Source organism: Methanobrevibacter sp. V74 (assembly GCF_963082495.1).
Taxonomy (GTDB): domain Archaea; phylum Methanobacteriota; class Methanobacteria; order Methanobacteriales; family Methanobacteriaceae; genus Methanocatella.
Map to the genome: position 1 here is coordinate 126,206 of NZ_CAUJAN010000004.1, position 24,581 is coordinate 150,786.

Here is a 24,581-nt window from a genome sequence, read left to right on the forward strand (position 1 = left end):
TTGTATTATTATTGACTAATAATATGTTTTGTATAAGTGAAAAATTTAGGTATACCTAAATTCATGTCACTTGTATAAAAGTTGGTCGTCATAGTATATAAAGGTTTTGAATTTTTTAGGTGTGACTAAATTTTTTCAATTGAATTTCACAACCTCGATCATATATTTTTTCCATTTTGAGCTTTAAAATAATAGATTCAGTTACTTTTCCATTTCATTATGAAAACAGCCCCGATTAAACCCACCAACAAACCAATAATCAAACCAACGATTAATGGAGTGGTGAAATCGGATGATGTATCTTCATTGACATCAATAGCAACTAATTTTTGAACATTATCTTCGATAGACTTATTATCATCGCCACTAACAATAACCCTGTTTTTTAAATCAGGATGATCATTCAAATAATCCTCTACAGTATCCTGATAAGAAATAGCTAAAATTCTTTTATTCGGATTAGATAATGCATGTTCTAATTGGTGTTCAACATCACCTTCTGAAACATATTTATACACTTTAACATTATCCAAACCCAAATCGTCAACAATTGATTTAGCTAAAATTCCATTGCTTTCATTTGCCATAATCATCGTATCTTCAGTTAAATCAGCACCATGGGCACTAACTGAAGAAATGCCTACGAATAATATTAAACTTAATATTAATAACCCATAAATTTTCATTTTCATAATTAAACCTTCTCAACTTCTAAAATAGCGCTATTAGTTTTTGAAATAAATTCTAAAATAACAACTGTAATTAATCCTTCCATAACCCCAATCATCAAATAATAAGGCAATAAACTAGCAAACAAAACATTTAAGCTAGATGCTCCAGCAGCAGCTAAAATAAATATTTGAGCAAAAGTGGCTGCAAGAATGCCCATTAATGTTGAGATAAAAATCGCAAAGCGTATATTGATATTAAAAAATAGTTTATAAACTCCCCACACAACAAAACTTAAAACAATACCCATGTCTAGAACATTAGCTCCCAAAGTAGTGATGCCCCCTTCGCCCAAGACAAGTGCTTGAACTAAAAGTGCTAAAAAAGAAACTAATGAAGTATTGCATGGACCTAGAATAAACACAACCAATGGAATTATAAAGAAATGCATTGGAATTCCCATTGGTGATGGAATTGTTAGGGAAGTTGCAACAACCACAATGGCGGTTAAAACACCTGCCAGCACCAAACGTTTTTCCATATTTGTCTTTTTTGAAACATGATAAAATGAAATGCTCAAAATAACAAGGCCAATAATTAAATAAACCACACCTTGCTCAAAAGGAAGTAAACCATCTGGAATATGCATTTATTCACCTATTTTAAGTTCCAATACAAGGAAAAATATAATAACTAATATTAAACTGGATATTTTACTTTTATTCATATAAAATCACTTAAACAATTATAAAAAATTTATTTCTAAACGGATAACCTGGTTAAAATAAATCATAACAATATTGATATATTTATTATATATATTAATAAAATTTACTATAATAGTATTAATAATATTTAGACAACATTTGATTTTAGCCGGAAATAAAATTAAAAACATCCAATATTCCTTTAAAACAAAAAAAATTGTAATCGGCGACATATAAAATAAATAAAATCAGCAAATCACATCTCAACTGAGACATGTGAAAAAAATAGAATAAAATAGGAGTTATTAAAAATAACAACTCCAAATAATCAAATTAAGCAATAAAAAGTAATAATATCTACATTAATCTTCCAACGCCGGTAATCTCAATACTAGCAACGCCTTCAATAGCTGAAACCATTTTTTCAACAGGTTCAGATCCGCCTTCACCATCTTCAGTGATGAAATTTAAAATAATAGCAACCAAACCAAAAGCAATTGGTTCTTCAGCGATTTCATGAAGTTTTGCGCCTTCAGGCATTGAACTTTCAATAGTGGATTTGATAGCTTCCAAATCTACTTCAGGACTATCCGGCATGATTTTCATAGTAGTTAATACTTCACCCATTCTAATTCCTCCATTAAACCTATGGTCCTTCAAAACCACATTCGCATTTGTATTCATGGCCAAAAGTACGGCATTTTTCACATCTTGCAATTTTAGATCCACAAATTGGGCATTCGAATTCAACGAAAGTGCCAGTTAATGGAATTTCTTGTTTACAACTAATACATTCTACTGTTTTCATATTAATCACCTGTTATTTCTGTGTAATCGAAGTTATAATCATTTATACTATCATCTATTAAAGATAACACCCTATCTGGGTACTTCCCATTCACAACATAACAATTAGTCCCAAACTTTAATAAAAGAGATGGCAACATTACATCAACCGATGACTCTTGAAAATTCAGTAAGGTTTTTGCATCGATTTTACTTATGAATGTTGAACCTGACTCTTTAGGTTCTTGGGTATATATACCATTTACATTTGTTATTATTAAAAGTTTTGCATTTAACAAGTGTGAGATATATGCCGCTATTGAATCTGAAGTTACATCCCAACTACAATCAAAAGGATCTTCGCTCTTTAAAAATTCAGATACTGCAAAAATCGGAGTAAAACCTTCATCAGATATTTTATTAACCTCTTCAATGGAATATGCCAATTTTGTAGATTCAACTTTATCACTGACAAGTTTGGCTATTATGTCCATGCAATCAATAGCTGTCCAGTGAGCGGTTTCCTTGGAAAAGCTAAGTTCATCATCATATTCTCTAATTAAATTAGCAAATTCCCCACCTCCTAAAATAATTACCGAATTTGTGTTTCTGAGTTGTTTTGCCAATTCCATAGCATGATTTGGAAATAAGCTTCCTCCAATTTTGACTACCTGTTTTATGATAATAATCACAACCTTGTTTAATTGAAAATAAGATAAATTAAAATGACAGAAACGTTATAAAAGTTTTAAATCCCCAGTCACTTCATCAATAATTTCGTCCTCATCTGGACCAAGTGATAAAACTGTGACACTTGAGGTAGGTATTTGAGTTCTTCCAGCATCAACTACCAAATAATTAGCTATTCCTTTTTTATCAGCTAATTTTTTAAGCTCGGTTAATTCATCCAAGGTTTTAACTTTTAAAACAACCTTTCCATAAGCATCATTTTCCCATTTTCGAATTTTGTCTTTAGAGGATTTCTTATATGCACCTATAGCTCCATGACAACACTGTGCTGCAATTTTCCCTTTACCCATTTTTAAATCAGTTCTCACGATCAATACCTGTTTCACATTATCACGATTTCCCACTTAATTAAAAAAAAGTAAAAAAAATAAAAATTAATAAAATAAGGAAAGGATATCTTCCTTAAAAAGCATTATTCCAATTTAAAGTACACAACAATAATTGCTATGAAAACAATAACCGCAGCAATAATTAAAATCATTAGTAATGAATTATCAGCGGAAAAATCATTGATTCCAGAAAGATTATTAGTATTATTCGATACATTATTTGTTTGATTGGTTATATTTACAGTATTATTATTTGAATCTGCGGTACCTGTTGATGGTGAATTAGCAGAGTATGTTGGTTGAGACTGAGAATAAGAACTAGATCCAGAGCCACCACTACTTCCAGAACGGCCTGAATATCTATAACTATTAGCACCAGAACTACCTGAAGAAGAACCTTCAGAAGATGAACCTTCTTGATTGGAATTAGAAGACTCGCCAGATTCTGAACTACCCGTATCTTCAGGCTCAGAACTGCCTGATTCTGAACCGTCACCCGTACTATTATCTGCACTGACGACTCCGCAAGCAGAAATTACCACAAATAAAATCAATATTAAACATAGAATTTTATTAATTTTCATTAAACCACCTATCAATTTCGAATTTAAATTAAATTCAAAAGTGAGTTACATCTAATTAACAATTTTATATTTATATACTTAAAAAGGTTACTAAATCAATTTGGTGTTAATGCTTTTTAAGACTTAATTAGACATAATTTATTAAATAGAAATAATAAAATTATAGATGATTATATTTTTAAGGAGATTATAATGACTCGTATTTCAATTTTAGACAAAGATAGGTGTCAGCCAAAAAAATGTGATTATCTTTGTATTCATTACTGCCCAGGTGTTAGAATGGAAGAAGACACCATAGTAATTGATGAAGATACTAAAAAACCGTTGATATCTGAAGAATTATGTGAAGGGTGCGGTATCTGTACTAATCGATGCCCATTTGATGCCATTACAATTATTAACTTGCCTGAAGCAGCAGGCGAACCAATCCATAGATTCGGTCAAAACCAATTTGAATTATTTGGCCTTCCACAGCTGGAAGAAGGAACAGTTTTAGGTCTTCTGGGCCCGAACGGTATTGGTAAATCCACAATCATGAATATCCTATCTGGAAGTTTAATTCCAAACTTCGGAAACTATGAAAACAAGCCTGAAAACTGGGATGACGTAATTGAGTATTATAAAGGTTCATCCCTGCAACAATACTTTAAAGACTTATCCGAAGGCAGTATCAAAACAATATTAAAACCTCAAATGGTTGATAAACTTCCAAAAGTTGTTAAAGGTAAAGTTAGAGACTTACTTGATAATGTTAATGAAAGAGACAAATTAGATTATGTTACAAAAGAACTGCAATTAGAAAACGTGCTTGATAGAAAAATGGAAAACCTAAGTGGCGGAGAACTTCAAAGAGTTGCAATAGCTGCAACAGTTTTAAGAGAAGGAGACTTCTACTACTTCGACGAACCAACATCATGGTTAGATGTTTCCCAAAGATTGAATGCAGTTAAAGTGATTCGTTCACTAGCAGATGAAGGAAAAAGCGTTCTCGTAATAGAACACGATCTTGCTACTTTAGATGCGCTTTCAGACAATATTCACATATTATACGGTTCTCCTGGAGGATATGGTGTAGTGTCTGGAAGAAAAGGAGTGCGTTTAGGAATTAATGCTTATATTAATGGATTTTTAGCAGAAGAAAATGTTAGGATTAGAAGGAATCCTATTGAATTTACAATCAGACCCCCAACTCCTGAAGACGAAGGAGAACCGCTTGCAAGTTATTCCGACTTAAGTAAAGACTATGATGGATTTGAATTAACTGCTGATGCAGGAGAAATATTTTATGATGAAATCGTAACCGCATTTGGATCTAACGGTATCGGTAAAACCACATTTGCCAAAATGCTTGCAGGAGTGGAAGATCCGAGTTCTGGTGAAGTTGATGAAGAAGTTTCAATAGCTTACAAGCCCCAATACATTGTTTCTAACTTTGAAGGAAGCGTAAGTGACTTTTTATACATGAATGCACCTAGCTTTGGCAGCAATATCTTTGAAAGTGAAATCATGAAACCATTAACATTAAATGAAATGCTGGACAAACCTGTTAAAGGCTTGAGTGGAGGGGAACTTCAAAGATTAGCCATAGCTGCAACACTTTCCAAAGATGCTGAAATTTATCTTTTCGACGAACCGACAGCATTTTTAGATGTTGAACAAAGACTAATAGCTGCAAGAGTAATACGCAAAATGGTTGAAAGTAGAAATGCAGCTTCACTTATTGTTGACCACGATATTGTATTTATTGATTATATCTCTGATAGGGCAATGGTATTTAACGGAACACCCGGTTTGAATGGTCATGCTTCAAAACCAACTGACTTAAGAAATGCGATGAATGAGTTTTTAGGAAACTTGAACATTACATTTAGAAGGGATAAAGAAACAAAAAGACCTAGAGTTAACAAACTTGACAGTTACAAAGACCGTGAGCAAAAAGAAAAAGGGGAGTATTACTACTTATCCGATTGAATAGGCAGAATACTTTTTCAATATTTTTTTCTTTTAAATATTTTCAAGCTCTTTTAAAATATATTTTTTCAATACTGATACTGCCTTTTCACCATCATCATCCAAGCGAACAGGATCTAAAGGATTTAAATCATAAATTTTGACAACAGAATCCGCCGAGATATTTTTAATTGAATCAACATCCTTTTCTTTTAATATCACAGATGCACAATCGTCTCCACAACCTGTTATTGTAACTATTTTTGCATCATCTAAAATTGGTGAGCAGTTATTAGGTTGTGCTGAATACTCTGTTATGCATGCTGCCACAATATTATCATTTTCAAGTGCCAATTCCACACTAGCTACCCTTACAACTAAACCTAAAGGGCTTAATCCACTGCATGAAACTAAAGCTATTTTATCATTCATCTTTTCATCCTCAAATATCTTTTTTTGACTTTTTCATAACCCCGTTTATAAAAGGGACAGAATAATATACACTGACTGCAACCTTCCTTATGTGCAGTGCAAACTTTCCTTAGAACTTTCCCATCACTGCCAAAAGCATTTTCCGGACATCTGTCAATGCAAACGCCACATGTTGAGCAGTAATCCTCAACCCATACATATCATTTTCACTTTTAAATGGAAGATTTTCAATGATGTTTGAATCATGAAAAGTCCTAAATTTAGGCCTTCTTTAAACATGCACATATTATTTCTTGTTATTATTGCATCATTTGATTGCATTGCAATTGCTCTTAGGCTTACTCTGTCATCAATCGGATTTAATAAGTCGGCCTTAAATCCATTTTTTCTTAAAATATCAGCAAGTGCAAATGTTTTATATGCAAAATCATGGAATTCGTTATCTTCTAAGCGACATTTTTCTTTTGAAGGTTCCATTTTTAAAATTTCACCAGACATTAAATATTTTAGAATAATAATGTTGTCCCAGCAAATATCCCATTCTTCTTTAAACTCGTCGCTTAATTTAGAATAGCTCAAACCGGCAAAATTCGAATCTAATGCAATATTTATAAATTCATCCAAACAATCATCAGAAATGGTGGTACTGGGATGGTGAGGGTTTTCGCAACCGTATGAATTTGGAACAGGCTGATGATATTTAAATCTCATAGGCAACCTATTTTGTCCTTAAATCTTCAACAGCTTTAGGGAACACATCACAAAAGATTTTAACTTCTTCTGTTGGGATTGAAAAACTTACACGTAAGTATCTGTCCCCAAATTCTTCAGAAGTATATTCCCCTTCTCTTGTGAATAATTTTTTCTCGATTAAATAATTAGACATGTCTTTTGGATCGATTCCGGCACCGGATAAATCAATTGCCATCATATTTGCATCTGATGGATAAACCGGAAGGAATACTCCTTCAATTGGTTCAATCATTTTACTGATTAATCTTTGGTTTTCAAAGCAAGTTTCTCTCATTTTGTCAAACCATTGATCCTTTGATTTAAGACCTGCAATAGCTCCATATTGAGAAATGATGTTTACTCCCAAATCATTAACAACAGCGTTTTTAATTGATTTGATAATAGGTTTTGAAGAAACAACCCCTCCAACTCTCAAACCCGCCATTCCAAATATTTTTGAAAAACTGTAAATTGTTAATGTTTGACCTGGAGCGTAATTTTCAACAAGGAAATGGTTGCGTGCAAAGTCTTTATAAGTTATATCATGCAATAAGTATAAATCGTTTTCTTTTGCGATTTCAGCAAATTCTTTAAGTTCGTCTTCAGTGTATGATGAACCTAATGGATTTAACGGATCGATTAGAATTACCATACGAGTGTTTTCATCCATATTTTCCCTTAAAAGATCAGAAGTCAATTTATAATTGTTTTCTTCAAAGTAAATTGGCACATACCTTACTTCACCTGCGAAACGATTTGCAAAATCACCTATAATGAAGTATCCTGGATCTGACAAGATTACATTATCTTCAGGTTCAAGCAATGCTTGCATACAGAGATACAATGATTCTGTTGCGCCGGATGTTAACAATACTTCCAAATCTTTTAATCCCAAATCATCTAAAATTAATTGTTTAAGTTCGCTGAAACCTTCAGGGGCAGGATATCTACAAAAAGTATTTTCTTTAATAGCTTCAATCATCGCATTAGCTATTGTATCATCATGTAAATGGTTGGTGTTTTGACCCATCCAGATCATGTCTTTGTCCATGTACATATCTTCAAAAAATTCGTTGGAAGAGTTATATCCGTCTGGAGGAACTCTCTCCGTTTTTTTAAATTTCAATTTTGGTTCTTTAATATCGAAATCCTTATCCCTCATATTATCACTCAAACAATACCAAAATAAATATCTATTTTTAATTATTAATAAAATTATCTTAAATAATTCCATTTGAAGTTATTGAAAAAATAACTTGTCTTCCCTCAGGAAGGCTCCTATGACGTTTTAATGTGGCTATTCTTTGATTGGTTTCTGTGCCACGTTCCAGCTTAATTATTACTTTACTGATGTACTCGAGTATATCTCCACCAACTGCTCTAATTTCATTATTTCCGTCATCATCAAAAGCAGAATAAATTTGATTAGTTACAATTACTGCAATGCCGTACTTACGTGCAAGATTCGACAAGAGTTGAATTTGTTTTCTTAACTCCTTGCTTAATTTATATGATTTCATATCATCTACACGATAAAGTGCAACAGCTGAATCAAGTATTATCAAATCTACTTCTTCATGGTGTTTTCTAAGCCAGACGTCAATTGATCTTAAGTTTTCTGTTTGTTGTAAAAAATCAGTAGGTTCTAAAACCATTATGTTATTAGCTATACTTGAAAAATAAGATCCTGAAATTTGTTTAATTCTATCAATTGAAATTCCTCCTTCAGTATCTATATAAATTACTTTTCTATTGTTTTTAGCAATATTAACTGCTAATGTTAAGGCCACATTACTTTTACCTGAACTAGGAGACCCATATATCTGAGTTACACAACCTTTTTCAAAACCTCCTTCAAGTAAATCATCAAGGGAGGAATTTGATTGAAGTTTAGTATTGTCTTCAAAATTAGCTAATACTTTCATGATAATGTTATTGATTTTTATAGGATATAAAAATTTTTAATCAAAAAATAATGTTGAAACAATATTAATTCTTTTAATCCCTTATTATTTTTGGTTTTAGGCCTGTTAAATCAATTATTGAAGAAGCCTTACTTGAATTTAGATTTCCAACATCGATAACCAAATCCACTTCACAGTCCAATTGCTCTAAAATTTCACATGGATTGGACAACACTTTATCATCTGATAAATTAGCACTGGTAGTTGTTATTGGAAAAATACTGGCAAGTCTGCAAGCCAGCTCACAATCAGGCACCCTTACACCAACATAGCTTGAACCGCTTGTAACATATCTTGGAACTATTTTTCTTTTATTTAAAATAAATGTGTAAGCTCCAGGCAGGCAGGCATTAATGCATTTCCTTTGAGATGAGGACAATTTAGCCACTGCATCAACACTTTTAACATCACGCACAAGTATTGAGAGAGGTTTTAGAAAGCTTCTCTTTTTAATTTCAAAAACTCTCCTAACTGCCTTGTTATTGAAAATATTAGCCCCTAAACCGTAAACCGTATCTGTTGGGTATAATACAATTCCCCCATTTGCCAATACATTGATTGCTTCAAAAATAATATCCTCATTGATTTTATCAGGATTTGCTTTTATTATCTTCATTCATCTTTATATTAGATGAAATCTTTATATATAAATTATGCTTCAAAATTTAAGACCCCTTTTAACAAGAATATTGAACCCGATTGCTAGAAATTTAAATATAAATCCCAATGTAGTGACGGTCATCTCACCATTTGTCGCTGTTATTGCAGCATATGGTTTTGCAAATCACTACCTAATTTTAGGATGTGTTGCAATATTGATATCTGGATTTTTAGATGTTGTTGACGGCGCTGTTGCAAGATATCACAATAAGTCATCTAAATTTGGTGCATTTCTCGATTCCACTATGGACAGGTTTGCAGACGCCATAATTTATATTGGATTAATATTTGGAGGATATTGCAATTGGTTTGTTGGCATTTTAGCAATTCATTCTGCAATAACAGTTAGTTATGTTCGTGCAAGGGCAGAATCACAGGGTGCAGAATGCAATATTGGAATAGCTGAAAGGGCAGTTCGCATGATTATTTTAATGATTGGAGCATTGATTGGATATTTCACAGGAGATATCTACTTTACATATGTTATTTACATTTTAGTAATCTTATCTTACTTTACGGTTGTGCAAAGGATTGTGCATGTTTGGAGGCAATTAAATGAGTGATTTGGAAAGTCCGGAAAAGATAGCTAAGGATATTGCAAAACTAGAGAGAAATTTAAATCAGGTTTCTCATATCGACTTTGTTGGAAAAGAAAAAGAAGTGTATGATAGAGCTGTTGATTATTGGAGCGATTCTAAATATTACCTTAAAAAAGAAGACATGAGAACAGCATTTGGATGTATTGAATATTCTCATGGTCTACTTGATGCTTTAAGAATGCTTCATGGCATTATTTAGGTAATCGCCAAAATTAATTAAATATTAATTTTACTATTAAACAAGGAATCATCACCTGCCGAAACTATTTCACCATCTAAAACTTCGATGACCCTGTCTGCAAGTTTGGCTACCTCCATATCATGAGTTACAATTATTAATGTTGCATTATTATTTTCATGCAAATCAATTAATTGACGAAGTATTTTGCTACTTGTTTTAGAATCTAGTGATCCTGTCGGCTCATCTGCCAATATTATTGACGGATCATTTGCAAGTGCTCTGGCAATTGCTACTCTTTGACGTTCCCCACCAGACAATTTATTCGGCAAAATTCCAGCTTTGTCTTTGAGGCCGACATCATCTAAAAGTTTAAATGCCTTTAGTCGCATGTCCTTTGAAGACAAACCTTGAGTATACATTGGAATTTCAATATTATCCACAACAGAAATATTAGGTATTAAATTATGCAATTGGAAAATAAACCCGATTTTTTTAGCTCTGAATTCGTTTAATTTTTTAGAATCATCCAAATCCTGACCTGCCACATTAATGCTGCCCGAATCTTGAACATCCAATGCGCCAATCATGTTTAGCAATGTAGATTTGCCTGAACCTGACGGTCCTATAATTGATACGAATTCCTCATCGGCAATTGTGAGGTTTATACCGTTTAAAGCCTTGATTTTGCCATTTTCATAGCTTTTATATAAATCCTTAATCTCTACCACATTCATCTTTACACCTCATTCATACCTCAATGCTTCTGTTGGAGGTAATTTAACCGCCTTAATAGCCGGATACAGTCCCCCAAGGATTCCAACTACAATAGCTATTGAAAATGCTTGGACAAATATTTTTGGAGTGAACAACGGTTCAATACCCATTTGCGGACCCAATAATGTGCAGCCTAAAAATCCTATTAAAGATCCGATTATTGCAGACACCACCGTAATTACCAATGATTCCCCAACAATCATTAAAAGTATTCTTTTATCGGACCATCCAACAGCTTTTAGAACTCCAATCTCTCGGGTACGTTCAAACACGGACATCAGCATTGTATTAATAATGCCCAATCCTCCAACCACAATAGCCAGAAGGGAAATTGCCCATGTTGATGCTTGAAGCATGTTTAACATATCAGCCATTTGCTTCATTTCCATGACTGAGGTAATTGTTGTAATATTATCCCCATATTTCGCATCAATCCTATCGGCCACTTCCTGAGCGTCTACCCCTTTAGCCACTTTAACGTAAATGTTTGAGATTGAATCTTCATCATCCATAATCTCTCCAACTTTAGAAATTGAAGTAAAAACCCCTCCAGCCATATTGGAATCCCCAGTTTCATAAATTCCAACGATTTCAAAGTCTTTACCATCGATTTTAATATTGTCCCCCAATTCATACTCATTATCCTCAGCATATATTTCACCCAATATTACTTCATTAGCACCATCTTCAAAAATCCTGCCTTCTTTAAGTGAAATATCCGCCAGTCCAGTTCCATTGGGATCAATACCAATCAAACTGTTCATATAATCGTTGCCAACCGAAGTTAAAACAACATAAATCGGATATGCCTTGTCAACACCACTTACATTGGCAATTTTATCTGTCCATGATGCATCGATTGTATTTGTCCCATATGCAGAATCCCCAGTTTCTTTACCTGAAATCTGAAAATCAGCACCCCCTGCATGGATAGTATCTTCAAAAGTGTTTACTAACCCCTCTGTAATGCCGCCAAGAGAAACAATGACAACAATACCAATGGCTATTCCCACAATAGCTAGAACTGCACTGTTTTTTCTCCTGAACGGATTTTTCAAAATAAACTTTAAAAATGACATATTAATAAAATAGAATTATAACATATAAATAAGTAATTACAACGTGAACTGAAATGTCTAAATTAATGAGTAAAATGCACAAAGAAAGAATTATAAAAAATATTGATAAAATCCATACTACTGAGATGGGCGCTGGAAGAATACAAAAAAATCTAGGAATTAGCGAGGAAGGTGTTGGCTATTGCATTTCTAAATTAAAAAAAGAAGAAGCAATCGTTAGTAAAAATGGTAAAAACTATTATGTTGAAGTTGATGATTGCATAATAACTATTAATTCTAGCAGTTTTACTATAATAACTGCGCATAAGAATTGATTGCTCATTTATGCCAATTTATTCAAAAGATGATTTAATTTGATTGCAGTATTGTACTTCATTACCATTTCTAAATCATATTCGTTGATATCATCAATTAGCTTGTTATTTGCCGCAGCTTCAATTCCTTGCAAAAAAATTAGATAAACAATTAAAATATTATATAAAGAACAAATTAGAGTGTTTGAAAAACCAATCATAGGACAGACATTTACTTAAACGTGACAAAAAGAAATTGACAAATATCCAAATAAAATAAAAAAAAATAAGAGATTGAAAATCTCTTTAAATTTAATCCATATCTTCAAATCTGGATTCTAATTTTTCCATTACACCAGGAAGAGAAGTATATTCCATTTCTTCAGCAGGCAATCTGTGAGGTTCAAATGGACCATGTCTTCTGATATAATTTGCGATTTTAGCAGCTTGCTCACGAGTAGGATCAAATGCAGGATCATCAAACAAGTCTACAGGACCTATTAATTCACCGTTAGAAACTTGAAAACCTAAACCTACCACTCTAGGAGGTCCGTCAAATCTAATAGGATTTGCTTCTGCTTCAGATACAGGCATCATAGGACCATTGTGAGATCCTCTCATCCAACCGCTTACCATGTGGGGGAATGCAAATGGATCCACACATTCACCATTAGCTGGAAAACCAGACTGTGCCCTTACAATACAAACTGGGTCGTCTTTACCAACATATTCCCCAGCCATTAAGTTTAATCTTTCAGTACTTACTGCAGCTGCGATTTCACCGTTTTTCTTCCATACTCTTTTGATAACATACCTTCCAGTGGAACCGATTAATGCAAGCAAGTCATACATTTCTTCAGGACAGTTTAAAACAACTTTTCTATGTTCAATTACATCAAATACTTCGAATTTGAATCCATCATGTAAAGATGGGTCAATTACAAGACCTGCAGTGTTGAATGGGTCTGCAAACATTCTGAATACTGGTAAGTTAAATGCACCAGGTTCTGTTTTATCACAGCAGAATACCAAAACAGGGTCAGAAGGCCTTTCTTCAAATTCAAACTCCGCTACACCCGGACCCATACCTTTGATGTTTCCAGAGAATGTATCAGACAATAAGTCTTGACCTGCACCGTATAGTTTTAATTCACGTGCTCTTTCAGTAGCTTTCATGAATGCATCATATGCGGTTTTGTGTACTTCTTCGTTTTCTTCTCCTTTGTCGTGGGTCATAATTAAGTCAATGTCATCTCCACAACGGGATATATAGTAATCTTTTAGGATACCTGCTTCTAAAGCATCATTTAAAACTTCATCACAAATATCCATTAACTCAGGGTGTGCAACACAATGTCCTGACACACTTCCGATATCAGCTTTAATTACACTAACAGTAGTTTTCATTTTAAATACCTCAATTAGTAAATTCTTATTTACTAAACATATATTATTTTTGCGTTGTATACTATTTAATTATTATGATTAAAAAATGAAATTTCGGCAAACACATTTCTAAAAAAAAAGATCAATAGAAGTTGAAAACTCCTAATTAAAGTTTCTTGATATTTTTAAATGCCTTTTCAATTTCAGCATCCTGACACATATCCTCACAAGCTTGTTTTACACGTTCTAAATCGGCATGTGTTTCAGGATATTTTGGAACTGCACTGCATCCACCATCATCAATTTCAGATATTTTGAAAGTTCCAATTTCTTTAGAAATAGCTATAATTTCTTCTTTATCTAAACCAATTAATGGAGATAATATTGGCATTTCAACACCATAACGAGTAGCTAAAATATTTGATAACGTTTGTGAAGCAACTTGGCCTACGCTGCTTCCATCAACAATAGCATTTGCATGTAATTTACGGGCTAATTTTTCAGCTATGCGATACATTCCAGATTTGCATAAAACACAAGTCATTTTATCAGGAGCTTTATATTTGGCGGTTTGTAAGTATTCGCCATAGTCGACAACATGTTTTTTAATTGGAACTCCTTTTGCATAGATATTTAGTTGATCAACCAATAAATTAAAGTTTTCCAGTGCTTTTGGAGTAGTGAATGGGGCATTATTGCAATTTAATGCAATCACTTCACAACCTCTTTTCATCATCATATATGCTGCAACAGGTGAGTCTATACCGCTTGATAAAAGCACGACAACTTTTCCCTGTGTTCCTAAAGGCAATCCCCCCGGACCTTTTATTTTTTCATGATAAATAAAAGTAGCATTTTCCCTAATTTCAACAAAAATAGTTAAGTCATGGTTTGTCAAATCAACAGGCGCCTGAACTTTATTTCTAACAACCCCGCCACAATGAGCTGCCATTTCCTGTGAGGAAAAATCATGTTTACCAACTCGGCGGCATTTAATGGCGAATTTAGTATCCTCATCAATTAAATTTTGTTTAATCAACTCTTCCACGTAATCCTCCAAAGTTTCATCGATTTCTTCATAGGTAGTGTGTGTAGAACAGGCAGGTGAATATGAAACCACTCCAAATACTCTGTTTAATTTTTCAATTCCATCATCAAAATCTTTTGGATGAATATAAATTCTTCCTTGGTTTCTATCGACTTCACATTCAAAAGTAGCTTTAATATTTTTAACTAACTTTCTTTCAAAATGTGCCCTAATTTTGGGACTTTTAAGCCCTATTTCACCATATCGAGCAATAATTACATCATAATTCATCTAAACAACTCTCAATTTTTTACTACACTCTGAAAAAAATAGCAATACATACAATATATTTTTAAATATAACTTTTAAAGTTAATAATTAATAAAATTAATCTTTCAATAAATTATGTTTTACTTAGCGATTGAATTTGTAAATAAAAAAAGTTTAAGGACAATAATTATCCTTAAATTAAATCAACAGCAGTTTGAATAGCCTCATCCATTTTATCTGTATTTTTACCTGCACCCTGTGCAAGAGTTAAACGGCCTCCACCGCCTCCTCCCAAAATGCCAACTGCAGTTTTAATAATTTCATTGATTTTGATTCCATTATCAATAGCTTTTTGAGAAGCTGCACCGACGATTTTACCGTTATTGTTTCCCATAATAACCACATCTGCCTTATCATTATCCGTAAAGTCAGTGGCCATTTTTTGAAGTTCCTTAAAGTCAGCGTCGATCAAATGATGAACGACCTTTAAACCCTTAATCTCATCATATTCATCAGCAAGGGAATTCATTTTAAGTGACGCAATTTCAGATTTCAAATTGTCGATTTCGTTTTTCTGTGCTTTCCATTCGCTGAAAAATCTTTCACAAATTTTTGGAAGTTGGTCATTGTCAACCTTGAAAGTTGCTGAACTTTGTCTTAAAAGTTCACCATCATGTTGCATTGAGTCAATGGCTGCAAGGCCTGCTGAGAAATCAATTCTTTCAACTCCATCCTGCACTCTTTCGGTTTTGTTGATTTTAATTGGTCCAACTACACCAGTTCTAGGTACATGTGTACCTGCACAAGCTTGAACATCGACACCTGGAACTTTAACAACACGAATCATTTTACCTGGAACTATACCTCCTTGGTAAAGCATGAATCCATATAATTCTTGTGCTTCATCTCTTGAATGGAATTTGATGTCTAAATCAATGTTTTCCATTACATATTCATTGGCTAATTTTTCAATTTCATTAAGTTCGTCTTGTGTGATGCGTTTGTAATGTGACAAGTCAATACGTGCTCTTGTAAGATTGTTTTGAGATCCAGCTTGCCAGATATGTTGACCTAAGACTTTACGAGCCGCCGCAATTACTAAGTGAGTTCCAGTGTGGTGACGTGCAAGAGTCATTCTTCTTGTCCAATCAAGTTTGCCTGTGACTTTTTTATCAACAATGCCCTCTGTTAAGTCGCCATCTATATGATGCAATACGACATTATTAACTTTTTCAGCATGAATCATTTTAAATGAATTTCCATCAATTGAAACCTCTCCAACATCAGAAGGTTGGCCTCCTCCTTCAGGATAGAACACTGTTTTATCAAAGATTAAACATTTGTCACCATCTTTTTCAACCAATCCTAAAGCTTCTGCTTCAAATTCTTTTTGGTAGAAATTTTTATAGAATAATAAATCAGTTTCAGGATAGTCCACTTCAAATGAATCTTTTTTATTAGTAGTGTCTTTTTCATGAGCCCCCGCTACTTGAGTGAAGAAATTATCTGGTACATTTACAGTAAAATCATCTCCAGCCATTTCAACTACAGTTTCAGGCGGAATTCCATGAGCATCATATAAATCTATTAACATTTCAAGAGGCATTTCCTTTTTATTCTCTTTTTTAAGCCTTTTAATAGCTCTTTTAACAATACTTTTTCCTTTTTTAACAGTAGCAGCATATCTTTCTTCTTCTAAAGAAATAATGTTCATAATATGTTCTTCAGATTCGCGAATTTCAGGATAAAATTTAGATAAGAAGTCTAATTGAATAGCCATTACATCAGACAATGATTCACTCATGTTTAAATCCTTCATGAATCGTATAGTTCTTCTTAAAACCAAACGCGCCAAATATCCTTCTTTTACATTTGAAGGGATGATACCGTCAGATATCATAAATGCCAAACATCTAGTGTGATCAGCAATAATGTAAATTGCTTCCATTGGCTCAGCTGCTTTTAAATATTCTTCTAGAGATAAATCCAAACTATCAGCCACCTGTTGTCTAAGTTCCTTTAAATCTCCAATATCTTCAATATCCATCATTCCAGCAATTTGAGCATTTCTTCCTTGAATATCTTCATTAATTTCAACACCAGTTAATTCTTTCAATTTATCTACGACTGGTGCAAAACAAGCATCATAAGCTGTAGGAGTGCCTTGTGAAATCCAAGCGATACGTTCCAATCCATAACCAGTATCTACAACTTTAATTGGGATTTCCTTTTTGCTTCCGTCCTCTAAGGTTTCATATTGAATGAAAACCAATGTTGCAAGCTCCACACCCCTGCAACATACTTCATAGCAAGGCCCTTCATTACCTCCACCACTCCACCAGGATTTGATGAAAGTAATCTCTTCAGTATTAATTCCAATTGATTTGAAAAATTCATGAGAAAGTCTGATGGTTTCATCTTCCCAGTAAATGAAATCATCTTCTTTGTTAATTACAGTATGTGTTCCCATGGTAAAACAAGTCATGTGCCTACCAGTTCTTCCAACATTGTCAACATCGTTAAGTCTGATTGAAGGCTGAGCCATTTCTATAGGATTAGCAGGAGGTTTAACAAGACCGGAAGTAACCCACGGTTGGAAACAAAAGATTGATGCCCCAACTAAAAATACATCATCTCTCCATCGTTTAGCAAGAACCGGATATCTAGGGACATGTGTGTGCCCTTCACCTTCTAAAAATTCTCTAAAAACCTGTTGGATTTCATATAAGTTATATGCTTTATCAGTAGCAGGGTTTGCAATAAACTCATACTCATCACATGGAGCATCACCACAAGTGTGTCTTTCCACTTGGGAGTAAAACTCCTGACCACAAGTTTCACAAGTTTGTTTTTTATAACCAAGTTTGTCAAAAATCTCTACCATATAAATCAGTTTAAATTATTTATTAGGATAAAATATGTTTTTTGTTTAATAAATAATTAATGAAAAATTAATGGTTTAATTAAAAATAGTGTAAATTGATGTTTAAAAAAATAAAATAAAAAAAAGAAAGTGATAGATTTGAAAAATCTATCCGAAGAGAGCACCTAATCCAGCTGCGGCTTCTTCTTCAGAAGCTTCTTCTTCTTCCTCTTCTTCTTCCTCTTCTTCTACAGCTGCTTCAGTTGCTGCAGGTGCAGCTGCAGGTGCCGCTGCCATTGCAGTAGTTTCCATAGCTTCGTCGATGTCGACATCTTCTAAAGCTGCAATTAAAGCTTTGATTCTAGCATCATCAGCTTCAATTCCTGCTGCTTCAATAATACTTTTAACATTTTCTTCGTTAATATCTTTTTCTGCACTGTGCAAAATCATTGCCGCATATATATATTCCATGTTATCACCATTAGTTTAATTTAAAGTGTTAGTTTTTTATAATAATTATAAAAATTAAATTTTAACCGAAGAGCGCTCCTAACCCAGCTGCTACTTCTTCTTCACTACTTTCTTCTTCTTCCTCTTCTTCTTCAACAATTTCTTCGACTGCTGGAGCAGCTGCTACAGCAACATTGGAAAGTTTCTCGACTAATTTGTCATCGATAGCACCAGGAACATCAGCGATTTCAGATGCTAAAGCTAACATTTTAGCCTGTGCTAATCCAATAATTGGTTCTGAAGTTTCAGAAGTCATAATAGCTGCTTCTACACCGATATTAATTGCTCTAGTGTATGCAAGAGTAATGATAGTGGAAATAGTTTCATCAGTAGGGATTGCTGCGTTTACAGATAAGTTAAATGCATTTCTAAATGCATTTTGTACGTCAGCTAATGTTTGTTCTTCATCGATTGCAAGTACATCAGAAGTATATACTGATCCTTCTTCATATACTGCTTTTAAATCAATTCCTACTTCCATTGGATTAATATCCATTCTTGATAAAGTTGCTGCAACTTGTTTAGAGACTTCATCACCAGCTTCTACAACAACAGTTTCTTTTTGAACGCAAATTTTACCTTTATCAATTTTTGCAGGAATTCCGACTTGTTGTAATTCACCTAAAAATGGACCTGGTTCAAATCCAGTGTCCCCTTCAGGAACAATAATATCATTTTCAGCAATGGCACCTGGTTTTGCAGGAGCAGAAGTTTTGCTGTCTTCTAATATTTTGTATAATTTGAAAGGATTCATTTCAGTTGCGATAATTGCAACTTGACCATCCATATGCTCAGATAAATCTACAATGTTGGTTTTATCAGCATTACAATCTTCAAAAGCTAAATCTATAAGGTTTTTCTTAGACATTCTGATAACAGCTTTACCGTGGAGAGATTTTCTCATTTCCTGGAGCTGTTTTGCAGGAATGTTCATTAAATCGACAATACCAATTACATCGTATTGGTCAATGATGCCTTTTAGCTCAATAACTTCTTCCTTTTTCCATTCCGCAACATGAGCCATTAGATCACCCTCACTACTGGTCCCATAGTTGTTTTTATAAACATGGACTTAATTTGACTTCTTCCTTTTTCTAAATTGCGGTCTAAGACTGTAAGAACAGTTTCCACATTTTCAGCTATATCTTCGTCAGCCATATCTTGGCTTCCGACAAGAATTTGGATGCTTGCTTGTTGTTTTACACCAACTTTGACTGTACTACGTAATCTTTCTAAAAGAGGATCTAATTTGATACTTGCAGGCACTGGTTTTGGCATTTTTCCACGAGGACCAAGAACTGGACCTAAAAATCTACCAACCAATGGCATCATATCAGCTTGAGCTACAAAGAAATCTACAGAGTTTGCTAATTTTTTAGCTTCTTTTCTGTCTTTTCCTAACTCTTCTAAATCTACTTTGTTAATTACGACGTCAAGACCAGCATCTTTAGCTTGAACAATGAGTTCCCCATCAGCTATGACTCCAATGTTTACATCTTTGCCACGGCCATTAGGAAGAGTAACTTCCTCATTAAACCTATTTTCTGGTTTGTTGACATCCAAGTCACGGATATTAATAATAATATCTACGGACTCAGTGAAGTTTCTCGGCTTTGATTGTTCTTTTGCCTCCTTCACCGCGTTAACTATATCTTGTGTCATATTTATCCCCCATGAACATAAGTTCATTGGATTTTTTGGTTTCATGAGTATCGATTACAAGAAAAAAATTCTTAAACGATTGCATGAATTAAAAACAGTATATCAATTATAAGATTAATTATAATATCATATACACTGTATTTATTAACTTAATTTTAAATTTCAATAAGACAATATTTATTCAGTTAAAATATCATCGTATACTCCAGCATCTACGTCTTTTTGAGCTTCTCTTGGGTCTTTACCATCAACAGATAATCCCATACTTACACAGGTCCCCATAACTTCTTTAACACCAGCTTTGTAATCGTTAGCAAGTAATGAATCAAATTTCATTCTAGCAATTTTTAAAGCGGTTTCGATAGGAACATCATTAACAATGTCTAAACCTGGTTCATGAGAAGCTTTTTCGATGCCTAATTCTTCCATGATAAGTGCAGTAGTTGGAGGAGTACCAATTTCAATTTCAAATTCTTTAGTATCTCTATCAACACTAATAATCACAGGCACTTTCATTCCTGCAAAGTCAGCGCTTTTTTTGTTGATTTCTTCTACAACTTGCATCATGTTAATACCGAGAGGTCCTAAAGCAGGCCCTAATGGTGGTCCTGGAGTAGCGGTTCCACCTTCGATAAGAACTTCGACTGTATCTTTAGCCATCAGTCAGCCTCCTTTTGAATTATTCTAATTTGATCAGCTTTAACAGTAACAGGTATTGGTACTGCAGCTTCTATTAACTCAAGAACGACTTCTTCACGTGATTCATCAATACGAACCACCTTTGCCCTTTCACCTTTAAATGGACCAGAAATAAGCTCAACAATACTTCCTTTTGAAATTGAGGAAATAATAGGTTCTGGTTTTAAGAATCTTTTCACCTCATCAAAGGTAATGTCAACACTACCTTCTACAACACCTCTTAAATGTTGCACTTTTAAATCAGGATTTCTAAGATCGATTTTTGTTGAAGATTCAACTAAAATATATCCTTTTAAAGATTCTGGAACAAGAATTGATGAAATGCCAATACCGTCAATAGTTCTAGCTTTACGAGCTAGGAGTCTTGCAACATTTCTTTCTTGACCAGCAGAGGTCTTAAGAGCATATATGGAACTGTTAGTATCTTCCATGAAAAATTCACCTATTTTTTAAATTTTTACTATATTAATAAAATCATACATTAAGTTAAAAATATTATAAAAGCCATTAATTTCCAGATGAAAAATTTCTGAAAAATAAGATTTCTATAATATTAATGATTATGGTAAATTATAGTATTTAAAACTTTGTAAAAAATAATAATATTTATTATAAAAAAATGCAATGAAAAAAAATAAAAGATCGGTTCTATAAATTAATTAAAGAACCTAAACAAACGATGATATAACCAATACCTCCAATAACAACTACACCAATAGCTGAAATTTTAGCTAAATCTTTATATTCGCTTGCATCAGGCTTTCTAGATACCTTTAATACTCTTTTTGCATCTTTAATAAACTTATCAAAATCTTCTTTAATAGACATTTCAATACCCAAATAAAAAATTTATAAATTATATAAAATATAGTGATAATATAATTTTTAATTTAAACATTAATAAATGTTTGCATGATAACAAAAAAGGCTCTTTCAAAAACTTTGTTGATTTGAAATTTTTTGATGAAAATTAGTTTGGAATTTTTAATTTTGTCTAAAAATAGTTAAATTTAATAAATAGGTGGAGTAAAAGTTTTTATTATGCCTAATCAAAAAACAAATACTCCAAATAGTATTTTAGATGTTAAACAATATATATTTTGTGATTTTAATGATGGATTTGTCCTTTCAGATCCTCGTTTTGTGAAAATTTTTAAATCCTGTCAAAAGGCTCTGAAATCTTTTGATTTGAGTTTTAAGAAGGATGTTCCGTATTTTAAAATGAGTTTAGCTCGATGCACTCATTGTGGAACTCGTCATGTAGTTAAATATGGTTTTACAAAAAGAACATTAGTATTTAAAGAAATAGGCAAAACTAAGGTGAAAGTTCAGCGTTATATTTGTAAACGTTGTGGTAAAACCTTTCAAACTGATTTAACAAGTCTTGTTGATAAAAACAGTAATTTTACGAATGAATTGAAAAGTAAATCAGAGCATTTAATTTCAGATTATCTGGGAAGCTTGAAAAATGTTTGTAAATCTTTTAAAAAATTCTTTGGAATAACAGTTTCACATCAAACGATTGAAAATTGGCTTTTTGTTGATGAAAACATTTTAGAATTTGATTTAGGTCGTTGCTCGGGATATTATGTCTTTGATGTAGAATGGATAAAAATCAATGGAGAATGGAAATATCGACACACCTTACTTGATTCAATTTCAAATTGCATCGTAGCCGATGCAATTTACGATACTGAAGATGAAAACACTGTTGAGAAGTTTTTAAGAGAATCTACAGTAAATAAAAATAAAATTGCAATCACAACAGATTTAGATAAAAAATATGCCTCAATTATACCAAAACTAGGTTTTAAACACCAATTATGTATTTTCCATACTAAAAAAAGTTTAAATAAACAATTAAAAACTTTTAAAGATAAAAATCTCATTTCTGACGAAGAATATCAAGAATGCCACAAACAACTGAAAATAATCAAAGATTTATTCGATTTAAATGATTACGATGAATTCAAAAATGAAGTACAATCTTTAATTTATCGCAAAGATGATTTTCATCCAGTTATTTACAAAATAATCAGAAAATCAATCACTCCTCGATATAAAAACTTTATTCATCACTTAAAAGATAAACGAATTGAAAAAACAAGTAACAAAATTGAAAATGCCATCCAAAATCAACAATGCCAAAATCTAGAAAAAGAACATTCAAGACCAAACGAGGTGTTTTAAAACGAATCTATCGCAGAGATTTAATTTGGAATGACAATCGCAAAAAGGATTTTGAAAATCAACAAAGTTTTTGAAAGAGTCACAAAAAAGGCACTTTCAAAAACTTGTTTGATTTAAATATTTGCAAGTTTTTTATTAAAAACTTTTTCTTAATATTTGGAGTTATTTTTATAATTTAAAGCTAATTAATCAGTTATTTTGAAAAATTTAAATGAATAGATTAATCGAAAAAATTAGTTATCACACAAGTTTTTGAAAGAGTCAAAAAAAATAGAGGGAATTAGAAAATTCCATCAATAAAATCGTCTAATTCATCACCATTAGATTGACTATCATCAACACTTTCAGAATCATTGAAATTGGATGAATCATCAGCTCCATAATTTGACTTAATGCCTGAAACAACCACTGTGGTTCTAACAACATTTTGGAGGCTTTCATCAATTTGAGTACCCCAAATAATATTTGCTTCAGGATCTAATTTATCAGCAACAACTTGAACGATTTTTTCAGCTTCATGTAATGTTAAATCAGAACTACCAGTAATGTTAACTAAAGCACCGGTAGCATTTGAAATATCAATGTCTAATAATGGGCTGCTTAATGCTTCATGTACGGATTCTAAAGCTCTGTCTCCAGATTCTGATTCGCCCATACCAATCATTGCCATTCCAGAACCGCCCATGATACTTTTAATATCGGCAAAGTCTAAACTTACAAGACCTTTTTTAGTAATTAATTCAGTGATTCCTTTAACAGCTCTTCCCAATATTTCATCAGACACCATGAATGCTTTATTCAATGGCAAGTTTGGAGCCACTTCTAATAATTTATCGTTTGGAATAATAATTACAGTATCGGCTGATTCTTGGAGTTTTTCCAAACCTTGTTCAGCATTGTCTCTTCTTTTGATTCCTTCAGCAGAAAATGGCATAGTAGCCACAGCTACAGTTAATGCTCCTAATTTTTTAGCTAGTTTAGAGATGATTGGTGCTGAACCTGTGCCTGTTCCACCACCAAGACCACAGGTAACAAATACCATGTCTGCGCCTTCTAATTCTTCTCTAATTTCATCTTCGCTTTCTTCAGCACATTCTTCACCAACTGACGGTTCCCCACCAGCACCTAGTCCTTTAGAAGTTTGCCTACCTAAAAGAATTTTTTTACTAGACTGACTGTAAAATAAGTCTTGAGCATCGGTATTTACTGCAATTGTTGTTGCTCCTTCAATACCCATCTCGTTTAATCTTGAAATAGTATTATTTCCAGCTCCACCAGCACCGATAACAAATATATTTGTTTTTGCTTCTTTAATTAACTCTATAAGATCATCATCGATGTTTGAAGAGAGTTTATCTGGTGTTTTCTCTTCCATTCTTTCTTCGGATTCTTTAATTGCATCATCTATAAATTTCACAAATTAACCCCACATACTCTGCTATTTAAAATAATTGTTAAATATTCTATTGTAACTAATATTTAAAT

General features: G+C 32.9%; 30 protein-coding genes and 1 pseudogene. 5 read left to right on the forward strand and 26 right to left on the reverse strand.

Annotated elements, in window-relative coordinates:
- Positions 1–197 precede the first annotated feature (197 nt).
- The 7 genes from Q9969_RS07700 to Q9969_RS07730 form a co-directional block, all read right to left on the reverse strand.
- Positions 198–692: a hypothetical protein gene (locus Q9969_RS07700; protein WP_305515217.1), complete on the reverse strand. Its 495-nt coding sequence runs from the start codon at positions 690–692 to the stop codon at positions 198–200.
- A 2-nt stretch (positions 693–694) separates the two neighbouring features.
- Positions 695–1,318: an energy-coupling factor ABC transporter permease gene (locus tag Q9969_RS07705; RefSeq protein ID WP_305555998.1), complete on the reverse strand. Its 624-nt coding sequence runs from the start codon at positions 1,316–1,318 to the stop codon at positions 695–697.
- Positions 1,319–1,733: 415 nt separating this feature from the next.
- Positions 1,734–2,003 (reverse strand): elongation factor 1-beta, encoded by a 270-nt coding sequence (locus tag Q9969_RS07710; RefSeq protein WP_305556001.1) that lies wholly within the window; start codon positions 2,001–2,003, stop codon positions 1,734–1,736.
- A gap of 19 nt (positions 2,004–2,022) precedes the next feature.
- Entirely contained in the window at positions 2,023–2,184 is a 162-nt protein-coding gene (locus Q9969_RS07715; RefSeq protein WP_305515223.1) for a zinc finger domain-containing protein, read from the reverse strand.
- A 1-nt stretch (position 2,185) separates the two neighbouring features.
- Entirely contained in the window at positions 2,186–2,854 is a 669-nt protein-coding gene (locus Q9969_RS07720; RefSeq protein ID WP_305515225.1) for a delta 1-pyrroline-5-carboxylate synthetase, read from the reverse strand.
- Positions 2,855–2,899: 45 nt separating this feature from the next.
- Positions 2,900–3,238 carry an aminoacyl-tRNA hydrolase gene (gene pth2 / locus Q9969_RS07725; protein ID WP_305556004.1) on the reverse strand — a complete coding sequence of 113 codons (339 nt, stop codon included), beginning with the start codon at positions 3,236–3,238 and terminating at the stop codon, positions 2,900–2,902.
- 86 nt (positions 3,239–3,324) lie between these two features.
- Positions 3,325–3,825: a hypothetical protein gene (locus Q9969_RS07730; protein WP_305556007.1), complete on the reverse strand. Its 501-nt coding sequence runs from the start codon at positions 3,823–3,825 to the stop codon at positions 3,325–3,327.
- 192 nt (positions 3,826–4,017) lie between these two features.
- On the opposite strand from Q9969_RS07730, the gene Q9969_RS07735 reads away from it, so the two are divergent.
- On the forward strand, positions 4,018–5,796 hold the full coding sequence (locus Q9969_RS07735) for a ribosome biogenesis/translation initiation ATPase RLI (protein ID WP_305556010.1): 1,779 nt from the start codon (positions 4,018–4,020) through the stop codon (positions 5,794–5,796).
- A gap of 33 nt (positions 5,797–5,829) precedes the next feature.
- On the opposite strand, the gene Q9969_RS07740 is transcribed toward Q9969_RS07735, so the two are convergent.
- The 6 genes and pseudogenes from Q9969_RS07740 to Q9969_RS07765 form a co-directional block, all read right to left on the reverse strand.
- Positions 5,830–6,207, reverse strand: coding sequence for a putative zinc-binding protein (locus Q9969_RS07740; RefSeq protein WP_305556013.1), 378 nt, complete (start codon positions 6,205–6,207; stop codon positions 5,830–5,832).
- Positions 6,204–6,377: pseudogene (locus Q9969_RS07745) on the reverse strand (ferredoxin); the annotation flags it as partial. The gene Q9969_RS07740 and the pseudogene Q9969_RS07745, both read right to left, overlap by 4 nt.
- A 16-nt stretch (positions 6,378–6,393) precedes the next feature.
- Complete coding sequence (locus Q9969_RS07750) at positions 6,394–6,918, reverse strand: hypothetical protein (RefSeq protein ID WP_305556016.1); 525 nt, start codon at positions 6,916–6,918, stop codon at positions 6,394–6,396.
- A gap of 7 nt (positions 6,919–6,925) precedes the next feature.
- Positions 6,926–8,101: a pyridoxal phosphate-dependent aminotransferase gene (locus tag Q9969_RS07755; RefSeq protein WP_305556020.1), complete on the reverse strand. Its 1,176-nt coding sequence runs from the start codon at positions 8,099–8,101 to the stop codon at positions 6,926–6,928.
- Between the two features lie 58 nt (positions 8,102–8,159).
- Positions 8,160–8,864, reverse strand: coding sequence for a DNA repair and recombination protein RadB (gene radB / locus Q9969_RS07760; RefSeq protein WP_305556023.1), 705 nt, complete (start codon positions 8,862–8,864; stop codon positions 8,160–8,162).
- 73 nt (positions 8,865–8,937) lie between these two features.
- Positions 8,938–9,519, reverse strand: a complete 582-nt coding sequence (locus Q9969_RS07765) for an L-threonylcarbamoyladenylate synthase (RefSeq protein ID WP_305556026.1) — start codon at positions 9,517–9,519, stop codon at positions 8,938–8,940.
- A 37-nt stretch (positions 9,520–9,556) separates the two neighbouring features.
- On the opposite strand from Q9969_RS07765, the gene pgsA reads away from it, so the two are divergent.
- Both pgsA and Q9969_RS07775 read left to right on the forward strand, forming a co-directional pair.
- Positions 9,557–10,126 (forward strand): archaetidylinositol phosphate synthase, encoded by a 570-nt coding sequence (pgsA, locus tag Q9969_RS07770; protein ID WP_305556029.1) that lies wholly within the window; start codon positions 9,557–9,559, stop codon positions 10,124–10,126.
- Complete coding sequence (locus tag Q9969_RS07775) at positions 10,119–10,361, forward strand: DUF357 domain-containing protein (RefSeq protein ID WP_305556032.1); 243 nt, start codon at positions 10,119–10,121, stop codon at positions 10,359–10,361. Before pgsA ends, Q9969_RS07775 begins: the two co-directional genes overlap by 8 nt.
- A 17-nt stretch (positions 10,362–10,378) precedes the next feature.
- Here the strand turns inward: Q9969_RS07775 and Q9969_RS07780 are convergent, their stop codons facing one another.
- Positions 10,379–11,077, reverse strand: coding sequence for an ABC transporter ATP-binding protein (locus tag Q9969_RS07780; RefSeq protein ID WP_305556035.1), 699 nt, complete (start codon positions 11,075–11,077; stop codon positions 10,379–10,381).
- Between the two features lie 9 nt (positions 11,078–11,086).
- Positions 11,087–12,196 carry an ABC transporter permease gene (locus tag Q9969_RS07785; protein WP_305515405.1) on the reverse strand — a complete coding sequence of 370 codons (1,110 nt, stop codon included), beginning with the start codon at positions 12,194–12,196 and terminating at the stop codon, positions 11,087–11,089.
- 53 nt (positions 12,197–12,249) lie between these two features.
- On the opposite strand from Q9969_RS07785, the gene Q9969_RS07790 reads away from it, so the two are divergent.
- Positions 12,250–12,510, forward strand: coding sequence for a DUF3781 domain-containing protein (locus tag Q9969_RS07790; protein ID WP_305556039.1), 261 nt, complete (start codon positions 12,250–12,252; stop codon positions 12,508–12,510).
- Positions 12,511–12,518: 8 nt separating this feature from the next.
- On the opposite strand, the gene Q9969_RS07795 is transcribed toward Q9969_RS07790, so the two are convergent.
- The 10 genes from Q9969_RS07795 to Q9969_RS07840 all read right to left on the reverse strand — a co-directional run bounded on the left by Q9969_RS07795 (position 12,519) and on the right by Q9969_RS07840 (position 21,734).
- Positions 12,519–12,644 carry a hypothetical protein gene (locus Q9969_RS07795; RefSeq protein WP_305556042.1) on the reverse strand — a complete coding sequence of 42 codons (126 nt, stop codon included), beginning with the start codon at positions 12,642–12,644 and terminating at the stop codon, positions 12,519–12,521.
- Positions 12,645–12,801: 157 nt separating this feature from the next.
- Positions 12,802–13,896, reverse strand: a complete 1,095-nt coding sequence (gene fbp / locus Q9969_RS07800; RefSeq protein WP_305515409.1) for a fructose-1,6-bisphosphate aldolase/phosphatase — start codon at positions 13,894–13,896, stop codon at positions 12,802–12,804.
- Between the two features lie 145 nt (positions 13,897–14,041).
- Positions 14,042–15,193 carry a tRNA uracil 4-sulfurtransferase ThiI gene (gene thiI / locus Q9969_RS07805; protein ID WP_305556045.1) on the reverse strand — a complete coding sequence of 384 codons (1,152 nt, stop codon included), beginning with the start codon at positions 15,191–15,193 and terminating at the stop codon, positions 14,042–14,044.
- Positions 15,194–15,365: 172 nt separating this feature from the next.
- Positions 15,366–18,056, reverse strand: a complete 2,691-nt coding sequence (gene alaS, locus Q9969_RS07810) for an alanine--tRNA ligase (RefSeq protein ID WP_305556048.1) — start codon at positions 18,054–18,056, stop codon at positions 15,366–15,368.
- A 147-nt stretch (positions 18,057–18,203) separates the two neighbouring features.
- Positions 18,204–18,506, reverse strand: a complete 303-nt coding sequence (rpl12p, locus tag Q9969_RS07815; RefSeq protein ID WP_305515414.1) for a 50S ribosomal protein P1 — start codon at positions 18,504–18,506, stop codon at positions 18,204–18,206.
- A 61-nt stretch (positions 18,507–18,567) separates the two neighbouring features.
- Positions 18,568–19,569, reverse strand: coding sequence for a 50S ribosomal protein L10 (locus Q9969_RS07820; RefSeq protein WP_305556051.1), 1,002 nt, complete (start codon positions 19,567–19,569; stop codon positions 18,568–18,570).
- Positions 19,569–20,252 (reverse strand): 50S ribosomal protein L1, encoded by a 684-nt coding sequence (locus Q9969_RS07825; RefSeq protein ID WP_305556054.1) that lies wholly within the window; start codon positions 20,250–20,252, stop codon positions 19,569–19,571. Before Q9969_RS07825 ends, Q9969_RS07820 begins: the two co-directional genes overlap by 1 nt.
- Positions 20,253–20,384: 132 nt before the next feature.
- Positions 20,385–20,867, reverse strand: coding sequence for a 50S ribosomal protein L11 (locus Q9969_RS07830; RefSeq protein WP_292600720.1), 483 nt, complete (start codon positions 20,865–20,867; stop codon positions 20,385–20,387).
- Positions 20,867–21,337, reverse strand: coding sequence for a transcription elongation factor Spt5 (locus tag Q9969_RS07835; RefSeq protein WP_305515423.1), 471 nt, complete (start codon positions 21,335–21,337; stop codon positions 20,867–20,869). Before Q9969_RS07835 ends, Q9969_RS07830 begins: the two co-directional genes overlap by 1 nt.
- A gap of 217 nt (positions 21,338–21,554) precedes the next feature.
- Positions 21,555–21,734 (reverse strand): protein translocase SEC61 complex subunit gamma, encoded by a 180-nt coding sequence (locus tag Q9969_RS07840; RefSeq protein ID WP_305515425.1) that lies wholly within the window; start codon positions 21,732–21,734, stop codon positions 21,555–21,557.
- Between the two features lie 213 nt (positions 21,735–21,947).
- Here Q9969_RS07840 and Q9969_RS07845 point away from each other — a divergent pair, with 213 nt between their 5' ends.
- The gene (locus Q9969_RS07845) at positions 21,948–23,096 is read left to right on the forward strand and encodes a hypothetical protein (protein ID WP_305556057.1); all 1,149 of its coding nucleotides are present in this window, start codon (positions 21,948–21,950) and stop codon (positions 23,094–23,096) included.
- Positions 23,097–23,376: 280 nt separating this feature from the next.
- Here Q9969_RS07845 and ftsZ read toward each other — a convergent pair whose 3' ends face one another.
- Positions 23,377–24,513: a cell division protein FtsZ gene (gene ftsZ / locus Q9969_RS07850; protein WP_305556060.1), complete on the reverse strand. Its 1,137-nt coding sequence runs from the start codon at positions 24,511–24,513 to the stop codon at positions 23,377–23,379.
- Between the last annotated feature and the right edge of the window lie 68 nt (positions 24,514–24,581).

Bases quoted from the DNA above. Each gene is read 5' to 3' on its own strand.
- Q9969_RS07700 (WP_305515217.1), bottom strand. From the start codon at position 692: ATGAAAATGAAAATTTATGGGTTATTAATATTAAGTTTAATATTATTC.
- Q9969_RS07705 (WP_305555998.1), bottom strand. From the start codon at position 1,318: ATGCATATTCCAGATGGTTTACTTCCTTTTGAGCAAGGTGTGGTTTAT.
- Q9969_RS07710 (WP_305556001.1), bottom strand. From the start codon at position 2,003: ATGGGTGAAGTATTAACTACTATGAAAATCATGCCGGATAGTCCTGAA.
- Q9969_RS07715 (WP_305515223.1), bottom strand. From the start codon at position 2,184: ATGAAAACAGTAGAATGTATTAGTTGTAAACAAGAAATTCCATTAACT.
- Q9969_RS07730 (WP_305556007.1), bottom strand. From the start codon at position 3,825: ATGAAAATTAATAAAATTCTATGTTTAATATTGATTTTATTTGTGGTA.
- Q9969_RS07735 (WP_305556010.1), top strand. From the start codon at position 4,018: ATGACTCGTATTTCAATTTTAGACAAAGATAGGTGTCAGCCAAAAAAA.
- Q9969_RS07740 (WP_305556013.1), bottom strand. From the start codon at position 6,207: ATGAATGATAAAATAGCTTTAGTTTCATGCAGTGGATTAAGCCCTTTA.
- Q9969_RS07750 (WP_305556016.1), bottom strand. From the start codon at position 6,918: ATGAGATTTAAATATCATCAGCCTGTTCCAAATTCATACGGTTGCGAA.
- Q9969_RS07755 (WP_305556020.1), bottom strand. From the start codon at position 8,101: ATGAGGGATAAGGATTTCGATATTAAAGAACCAAAATTGAAATTTAAA.
- radB (WP_305556023.1), bottom strand. From the start codon at position 8,864: ATGAAAGTATTAGCTAATTTTGAAGACAATACTAAACTTCAATCAAAT.
- Q9969_RS07765 (WP_305556026.1), bottom strand. From the start codon at position 9,519: ATGAAGATAATAAAAGCAAATCCTGATAAAATCAATGAGGATATTATT.
- pgsA (WP_305556029.1), top strand. From the start codon at position 9,557: ATGCTTCAAAATTTAAGACCCCTTTTAACAAGAATATTGAACCCGATT.
- Q9969_RS07775 (WP_305556032.1), top strand. From the start codon at position 10,119: ATGAGTGATTTGGAAAGTCCGGAAAAGATAGCTAAGGATATTGCAAAA.
- Q9969_RS07780 (WP_305556035.1), bottom strand. From the start codon at position 11,077: ATGAATGTGGTAGAGATTAAGGATTTATATAAAAGCTATGAAAATGGC.
- Q9969_RS07785 (WP_305515405.1), bottom strand. From the start codon at position 12,196: ATGTCATTTTTAAAGTTTATTTTGAAAAATCCGTTCAGGAGAAAAAAC.
- Q9969_RS07790 (WP_305556039.1), top strand. From the start codon at position 12,250: ATGTCTAAATTAATGAGTAAAATGCACAAAGAAAGAATTATAAAAAAT.
- fbp (WP_305515409.1), bottom strand. From the start codon at position 13,896: ATGAAAACTACTGTTAGTGTAATTAAAGCTGATATCGGAAGTGTGTCA.
- thiI (WP_305556045.1), bottom strand. From the start codon at position 15,193: ATGAATTATGATGTAATTATTGCTCGATATGGTGAAATAGGGCTTAAA.
- alaS (WP_305556048.1), bottom strand. From the start codon at position 18,056: ATGGTAGAGATTTTTGACAAACTTGGTTATAAAAAACAAACTTGTGAA.
- rpl12p (WP_305515414.1), bottom strand. From the start codon at position 18,506: ATGGAATATATATATGCGGCAATGATTTTGCACAGTGCAGAAAAAGAT.
- Q9969_RS07820 (WP_305556051.1), bottom strand. From the start codon at position 19,569: ATGGCTCATGTTGCGGAATGGAAAAAGGAAGAAGTTATTGAGCTAAAA.
- Q9969_RS07825 (WP_305556054.1), bottom strand. From the start codon at position 20,252: ATGAAACCAAAAAATCCAATGAACTTATGTTCATGGGGGATAAATATG.
- Q9969_RS07830 (WP_292600720.1), bottom strand. From the start codon at position 20,867: ATGGCTAAAGATACAGTCGAAGTTCTTATCGAAGGTGGAACCGCTACT.
- Q9969_RS07835 (WP_305515423.1), bottom strand. From the start codon at position 21,337: ATGGAAGATACTAACAGTTCCATATATGCTCTTAAGACCTCTGCTGGT.
- Q9969_RS07840 (WP_305515425.1), bottom strand. From the start codon at position 21,734: ATGTCTATTAAAGAAGATTTTGATAAGTTTATTAAAGATGCAAAAAGA.
- Q9969_RS07845 (WP_305556057.1), top strand. From the start codon at position 21,948: ATGCCTAATCAAAAAACAAATACTCCAAATAGTATTTTAGATGTTAAA.